6 protein-coding genes and 1 pseudogene are annotated in these 5,084 nt (G+C 42.9%); 5 read left to right on the top strand and 2 right to left on the bottom strand.

From position 1 onward, the window contains the following. The first annotated feature begins 171 nt into the window (after nt 1-171). The 5 genes and pseudogenes from QUB61_RS37820 to QUB61_RS37800 all read left to right on the top strand — a co-directional run bounded on the left by QUB61_RS37820 (nt 172) and on the right by QUB61_RS37800 (nt 3,634). Complete coding sequence (locus QUB61_RS37820; RefSeq protein ID WP_333136377.1) at nt 172-693, top strand: hypothetical protein; 522 nt, start codon at nt 172-174, stop codon at nt 691-693. An 18-nt stretch (nt 694-711) separates the two neighbouring features. Continuing rightward, the gene (locus tag QUB61_RS37815) at nt 712-957 is read left to right on the top strand and encodes a hypothetical protein (protein ID WP_333136379.1); all 246 of its coding nucleotides are present in this window, start codon (nt 712-714) and stop codon (nt 955-957) included. Then, a complete protein-coding gene (locus QUB61_RS37810) occupies nt 957-1,355 on the top strand; it encodes a hypothetical protein (RefSeq protein WP_333136381.1) in 399 nt (132 codons plus the stop codon). The genes QUB61_RS37815 and QUB61_RS37810 overlap by 1 nt, the downstream gene beginning before the upstream one ends. A 615-nt stretch (nt 1,356-1,970) precedes the next feature. Beyond that, nucleotides 1,971-2,369: a hypothetical protein gene (locus QUB61_RS37805; protein WP_333136383.1), complete on the top strand. Its 399-nt coding sequence runs from the start codon at nt 1,971-1,973 to the stop codon at nt 2,367-2,369. Nucleotides 2,370-2,567: 198 nt separating this feature from the next. After that, nucleotides 2,568-3,634: pseudogene (locus QUB61_RS37800) on the top strand (ISKra4 family transposase). Here the strand turns inward: QUB61_RS37800 and QUB61_RS37795 are convergent. After that, complete coding sequence (locus QUB61_RS37795) at nt 3,620-4,078, bottom strand: hypothetical protein (RefSeq protein WP_333136385.1); 459 nt, start codon at nt 4,076-4,078, stop codon at nt 3,620-3,622. The pseudogene QUB61_RS37800 and the gene QUB61_RS37795 sit on opposite strands and share 15 nt — an antisense overlap. A 403-nt stretch (nt 4,079-4,481) precedes the next feature. After that, nucleotides 4,482-4,697 carry a hypothetical protein gene (locus tag QUB61_RS37790; RefSeq protein WP_333190412.1) on the bottom strand — a complete coding sequence of 72 codons (216 nt, stop codon included), beginning with the start codon at nt 4,695-4,697 and terminating at the stop codon, nt 4,482-4,484. Nucleotides 4,698-5,084: the final 387 nt, after the last annotated feature.

Here is a 5,084-nt window from a genome sequence, read left to right as displayed (position 1 = left end):
TAATTGATGATGTTTCGTCCGCTCAATTCTGGGATATTCTAAGTCGGAAAAATGGTCGGCAATGGTGATTTTAGGTTTGAGTTTCATGCAGGGGTAAACTCTAATTAAATGTTTTTTGGCTACTCAAGAATTGTCATCCAATATACCATATTCTGTTAACATAAAATTTAGATGCGTTCGCCCTGGCTAAGTGGAGCAGTTGCCAGTATGTGGGTTGGCTCCAAAGGTACTACACTTCGTGAGTTCAGCTCGGCTAACTGGGTAGCAAAGGCAGCTCTAGGCTACGATATATTTGGTGCCGGGCTTGGAATGGTTCAAAGCACACTAAATGTTGCGAAAGGTAAATCTACTTGGTTGGACATTCTGGCTTTTCTTCCCTTGGCTACTTGGTTCGCCATTAATTACAAAGTTACCCGCAATGGATTAAGCTACGGCATTAATGGTGGTGATTTCAACATAACACCTAGAGATATCAGACCCAAGAGCGAACTGTTTAGTGACTTGATAAAAGATAAGGATCGTGTTACTCTTGAATTGTTTGGTGGTCAAGAAGGTAAAATACCTGGTGCGATCAATATCGACATTATTGCAGAACAAGGTATCAGAGCTGATATCCTAGCCGAAAAACTCACTTTTATTCCTGACAACAGTGTTGATGAAATAATTACATTTAATCCCTATATACCTCTATAAGTAGGCGGTACAGGAATAATGGATTATCTACCAGAAGCAGCAAGAGTTCTCAAGCCGGGAGGTCAAATTACTATTAGTGGATCGCGAAACAATAAATATACCAAAATTAAAGCGTCACTTTTGGACGAACTCGGTCTTGAAGTTGTAGAAAGACCAATTCCTTTACCGGAGCGTTTTTCTCAATATAAATTTTTTCAAGTAGATGGAATTACCGAAGTGGGTAGAGAGAAAATTTTGACTACAACATTAAGGAAAAAAGGATAATGGCAATTATCAAGGGCTATTTCGATGAATTTCATTTTCTCGATTGTAAAATAGAAAGTTTTGAGTTTATTGGAGACAATTTGATAGTTAATATCAAATCTGAAGTGGATGTTTTTCCACCTCATCCATTGGCAGACAAGCATAAATTTTTAGATCCTTGTAAGGTTGAGTTCAAAAACATTAAATATTTACGGCAAACGTTTGATGAGTATGATGAAGAAGCAAGAGAATACAACAAAGAACAGCAAGAATTTATTACAGAGTTTAGTCCAGGGGTTACATCTAATATTGAGTATGAAGGGTATTCTATTGAGGGGTTTTTGCTCAATCCCAAAAAAGGATGGGTGACATTTGACCTCATTGCTGAAGAATTTTATTTTGACGATTTGAAGGATTGATTATAGAATGATATAGTAACTTGGTCATTAAAAAAGTTCACAAAAGTCTCTGATTCAATTCTAGTTTTGTTAAATCTCTGAGTGCTTGAAAAGTGAATTCCGTTGCTGCCCGAATTTTATAATTTAACTTTCCGTCGCATCCATGCAAGTTAAATAGTTATTTTTTCTGGTTTGAGACTTGAGCATTCTATTTTTTAAGAGAGCATTTCTCTGTGGGACTCTTTCATTATCTTTATACCACAAATGAAATGTACAAAAGCCCACTACCCACCATAAAATATTACCTAACACTTTCTACAAACAGCCATGACACCTAAAGTAACCATCTAAGAACTAGCTTTAGCTCTAACAGCCAAAAACCACTCTCCAACCCTCCTCAACTCAGACTTTCTCAAATACAGCGGCATCGTCCCCCCCGACTGGGAACTCGCCCGCCCCCCCGTTTTTAGTCCCCAAATCTCTCAAGTTGCCTTCACCAACGGCATCAACATCGTCGCTCAATCCAACGCCATCACCTTCATCGAATCTCTCTCTACAAAATCACAAGAAGACGTAAAAATTCCTGCCGTTATCCGCAAATACGTTGAAGCTTTACCCCGCACCGACTACCAAACATTGAGCATCAATCCCAGAAGCTTCATCACCTTTGAAGCAGGAGACGAAAATGCTGCCCGCGAGTTCATCACCTCCACTTTACTCTCGAAAGGCACTTGGGCTGATGTGGGGAAAGCTTCTGTAAAAGCTGCTGTCAATTTAGTTTATTCTCTGGAACAAGGAGAACTTAACTTAAGTGTTGCCGAAGCTATGCTGCAACTGCAAGATGCTGACCCAACTCCCGCAGTATTGTTTTCCGGCAGCTTCCAGTACGAAATTGCAGGGGAATTAGAAGGCGAGAAACTGCAACACTTGTACAAGCTTTTGGAAAATTGGCAGCCGGATTTAGAAGCTTACAGGGAAATTGTCAACGAACGGTTTTTGGGGAAAGAAGTTGAAAAGTTGCCGTCTGTTGCATAGAGGATAAGACACTAGCAAACAATATATGGCGCGTGCTTGCGTCAGTCCTGTATACCTTCGATATCTCGATTCTTTGGGGCAGCGACCGCGAGCCCCTATCCATCCACTTCCTTGAGCCAGTCCGGGAGCATCTCACTTTGGCAGATCTACCAATTCTTGAGAGAATGTAGGGGAAGAACGAAGCCATCGGCACCAACCATGACCCCTGAGAAAAAAGAACGTCTAAAAGCCTGTCTGCAAGAACTCGCTGCGAAGCTATATGAAGAGACGAACAAGAGTGAACTCAGCGACCTAGAAAGCATTGAAAAAACTGTGCGGACTCAGATGTTAGAATATGTCAGTCCACAAATAGCCCTTTTTTTATCGAACAAGCAACAGGAATCAAGGTAGGGAAGACCCGAAAAATAAAAAGTTGTGTGGGAGTCCTAAGATTGAAAGCAAAGCAAGCAGAGAAATTAGGATTGAGGTCACATTCCCAGTTGAGTCCTCTGCTGGAAAAATGTTGTCTGCGCCTGAGTGCCAATGAGTCATACCAGAATGCAGAAGCCGAAGTTGAAGCATTGACAGGGATGATTGTCGGTCACTCTACCCAACAAAGACTAGTTCTTCGACAAGAGTTGCCATTAGCATCCGCAAAGCAAGGAATCTCAGAAATTAGTGTGGATGGGGGTAAAGTCCGACTCCGGGGAGAGCCAAAAGCTGGGAGTTACTGGAGAGACTACAAAGCTATACGGTTAAATAGCACATACTATGGTGCTTTTTTTGATGACAATCAATCATTGATTGATTATGTCAACAGCCAACCATTGCTTAACCCATTGGTCTGCTTGGCAGATGGTCACCAGGGAGTGTGGAATTTAATCGAGGAGTTTGGCACAGACCAACAGCGCTGGGAAATCTTGGACTGGTATCATCTCAAAGAAAATCTCTACAAAGTTGGTGGATCATTAAAGAGACTTAGAAAGGCTGAGGTTCTATTGTGGCTTCGTCAGGTGCTTGAAGCGAAGGCTTTGTGAGCGTGGTTGCCGAGGCAAACAAGCTCGCAACTTCTGTGCCTACCTGGAAAAACATAAAGAACGCAAAGTCAACTACAGTTATTACCAAGCTGAGCAACTATGTTCAATTGGTTCAGGAGCAGTCGAGTCGGCAATTAAGCAGATTGGAGCAAGGATTAAAATCGAGGCGGGCGAGCGTGGAACGCAGAGAGTGTAAATCAGGTGCTTTCAAATCGTTGTGCTTACCTCAATGGTTTACTCGCTATCTAGTGTTTCTGCCAAACTGGGATGCTCCCGCCAGTCCTCCAGCAGCATCCGCACCAAGAGTCTACTTTCTTGCGCCCAGTCGCAAGCTACCAACATCGACAATTTACGGTGCACAGACTCAGACAGATCAATAGTAAATCTGACCGTCGGTTCTTTATCGGGTGCTCGCAGTTTGCTCATTAAACTAGGCTCCTTTGATTGAATAGGTACGGGGTCTGGTGCAAATGCTCTCGGCCCAGGTGGTGTTGTGGTTGACAATAAAGCGAACGGTGGTGGCGTTGTCAGAGGTATTGATGCTGGCAATAAAGCGAATGGTGTTAGTGATGCTGTGGGTGTTGGTGCTGGCAATACAACGAATGGTGGTGTTGGGGCTGGTAAAGCTTCCTTTGTACCAAAAACAAATTCTTCGAACGCACTGGCAAGTGGTTTGCGTTTCTTGGTGTTCATATCAACACTCCCATACGGAGCGCGGTGAGAGCCAAATCATACCTCTGTTCACCAACGCCGAAAAATTTAAGCATAATTAGATTTTTGAGAATGTTTTATTGTACGATAGCTAAAATACCATCAGGGTTTAGATTATTGACAATTCGACTTATGTATCCTGAATGTATCATCCTATCCTCCTGAGTTTAATCGGAGCGAATTATGGTGTTCACAACTGAAAGCTTTTTTACGTGATTTCTCGCCAACGATTAGCTATCTGGGGTGATATTTTCCTTGGCATATGCACGCTTATTTAGTTAATTATAAGCACTAAAAAACAGGTGGGCAACCTGCTGATGCTGTAGTTTATATACCTGGAATAGGCTGTCAACCTTCTCTATTAGTGTTGATCTCGGTTTAATACTTACTCAAATTGCTCTGCTGATTTATGGCGATCGCACCATGTCTCACCAGCGCGGACAGGTTCGCCACAAGCAGGGCAATGGTTCGGGAGTTCGGCGGAGTCGGGAAGCTCTCCTGTGCCATCGCAAACGGGGCATTCCACATCATTTTGTTGGTGGACACCCGGAACAGCTCGGATGTGAATGATTTTGAGTCCCTTGCACCCTGGAAATTCCATGTCAATCTCCTTGACCTTGATACCTTTGGTAAATTGAATCGAAGCAAAAACATTACACCGACAGGAGGTATGTACTGCTGTTCTTGCTAAATGCGAGCGCTTGCCCCAATTCAACGGCAATAAACTTTGCTCGCTTTCATTTCCATTATGTGCGATCGTTCAGAGGGGTATTCTGATCCTCCCCCTCGGAGCTAGCGAGAGGGATACTGCTGGTGAGCTTAACAATTGACCTTTGCTGCCGAAAACTTAACGCGGTGCAACGCTTTTGGAGCCTTGATATTCAAAGTATTGGAGCCTCTGAACCTCAAAAACTGTAGTTTAGACTAAGCAAAGATGAGAACGGTGGCAAAAGAAGAACTAGAGCCACCGTTAAGGAGAGAATGAGGG

This window comes from Microcoleus sp. C2D2 (assembly GCF_036702495.1).
Taxonomy (GTDB): Bacteria; Cyanobacteriota; Cyanobacteriia; order Cyanobacteriales; family Microcoleaceae; genus Microcoleus.
The sequence above is the reverse complement of the archived record's forward strand: the minus strand, read 5'-3'. Positions and strand labels throughout refer to the sequence as shown.

Excerpts from the sequence above, each read along its gene's own strand:
- QUB61_RS37790 (WP_333190412.1), bottom strand. The coding sequence starts at position 4,697 with ATGGAATTTCCAGGGTGCAAGGGACTCAAAATCATTCACATCCGAGCT.
- QUB61_RS37820 (WP_333136377.1), top strand. The coding sequence starts at position 172 with ATGCGTTCGCCCTGGCTAAGTGGAGCAGTTGCCAGTATGTGGGTTGGC.
- QUB61_RS37795 (WP_333136385.1), bottom strand. The coding sequence starts at position 4,078 with ATGAACACCAAGAAACGCAAACCACTTGCCAGTGCGTTCGAAGAATTT.
- QUB61_RS37810 (WP_333136381.1), top strand. The coding sequence starts at position 957 with ATGGCAATTATCAAGGGCTATTTCGATGAATTTCATTTTCTCGATTGT.
- QUB61_RS37815 (WP_333136379.1), top strand. The coding sequence starts at position 712 with ATGGATTATCTACCAGAAGCAGCAAGAGTTCTCAAGCCGGGAGGTCAA.